1 protein-coding gene is annotated in these 1,479 nt (G+C 47.6%); it reads left to right on the forward strand.

The annotated features are described in order from the left end of the window. The coding region (locus JIN82_RS06960; protein WP_234041843.1) for a hypothetical protein at window positions 1-521 on the forward strand (521 nt) is incomplete at its 5' end. Window positions 522-1,479 lie beyond the last annotated feature (958 nt).

Consider the following 1,479-nt stretch of genomic DNA (forward strand, 5'->3'; position numbering starts at 1 on the left):
AGATATTCATGCTTCGACGCGACATCCTAGGCATTTACCTGCCGGCAGCTTACCTGATGCTCGGTCTCTCAAATCTGATTGTGTGTAAGTGCGCTTCGGAGCCGATACCTCCGGACGTGACAGGTCCCTCTGGGAGTACGATGATTTGTGTATTTTACTACCTCTTCCACCTACTTTTATGGATTCCAGTCGGTATTGTATTAGTAGTGATTCAGTGGTTTCGCTATCGAACTTCATCCATTGACCCAGCCAAGGTCTATTACCAAGCTTCATCCAGTGACAATGTTCGGCACGTCGTTGGGGGCCTAATTGGTGGCTTTCTAGTTCTCGTTTCCACCATCATACTGGGTGATCCAGCAGGAGCCTTTTCGGTTTTCGTCGCCTCGTCGATTATGAGCATGGTTCCCGCGTTCATCTTTTTTGTCATCGGCTTGTTGTTCACCATGCCCAAACGGAAGAGAATCAAAGAAGCAGAACAAGACGCGCCAGAGCACCCCCTACCAGCCGCCCAGTTTCGATGAATCCCCGTAACTCCAACCTCAACCCCGCGTTCCACGCTCGCCCCCCGCTGCTAGGGGTGCCTGCGCTAGACGTTCGGTTTTAATTCTACTCCTGCTAGAAGCTTCAGATTAAGAGATACAATTTACCAGCTGATAGTCTCACATCGAGAACGTGTTTTCTGTTTCTAGCTCGCTAAAGTTAGGCATCATTCTTTTTGTTACTTTATGATCGTTAGATCCTCAAAATTTTGCTTAGCTTTTTCTATGTAGACACTATGCCGTTTGGTTTTTGCTAAGTTTGAGTGAATTGACCAAGGGCGGTAGCGTAATTAATCACAAGTTAGAACACCAACCCCGGAAATAAATCAACCGAACAAGTCGCAGCACCCAACCGCTTCCCCGCCGAATTAATGACCTTTATGACAATTTTAATCCCAACCCAAAAACTTAGCACGCTGAGCGGTCAGCGGTTGGTGTGCTAGACGATATCTGGATGAATGCGGCAGCTAGCTGATAGAAAAGAGCCTCTCAGCAGACTGTTCAAGTGAACATTTCAAGCTTGACTCCGTGAAACGGTGTCAGTATCATCGTAGCGCAGCGAGCAGAGTGAAAGATCAGCGTAGCCTTTCAGAATGAGCGCGAGCTTAGATGATACAAGAGTGCGAGAGAACTCGAGCCTGTATAGCTTGAAATGAGAACTTGCACTCAGTGAGGCTTTTATCTATCAACTAGATCTAACGTTGCGCGCACAAGCTTGCGCAGAGGATGACAAGTCAGTTTTTTCTGCAAGTTATCCTGCGATGAACCTGACAGAAAAAACTCTATGAAAGAAGTCATCCTAGCATTCCCGTCTCCGCACGAGCTCGATTCCTTGAGTAGGATAGACGTGCGGACAGATATCAAGTCGTTGCGCCTAACTGCGTCTCAGTCCCTCATTCGTTTCACTCAATCAAGCCTGCTCTCGCAGTAGGCGAACTCT

This window comes from Persicirhabdus sediminis, from assembly GCF_016595495.1.
Classification (GTDB): domain Bacteria; phylum Verrucomicrobiota; class Verrucomicrobiia; order Verrucomicrobiales; family Akkermansiaceae; genus Persicirhabdus; species Persicirhabdus sediminis.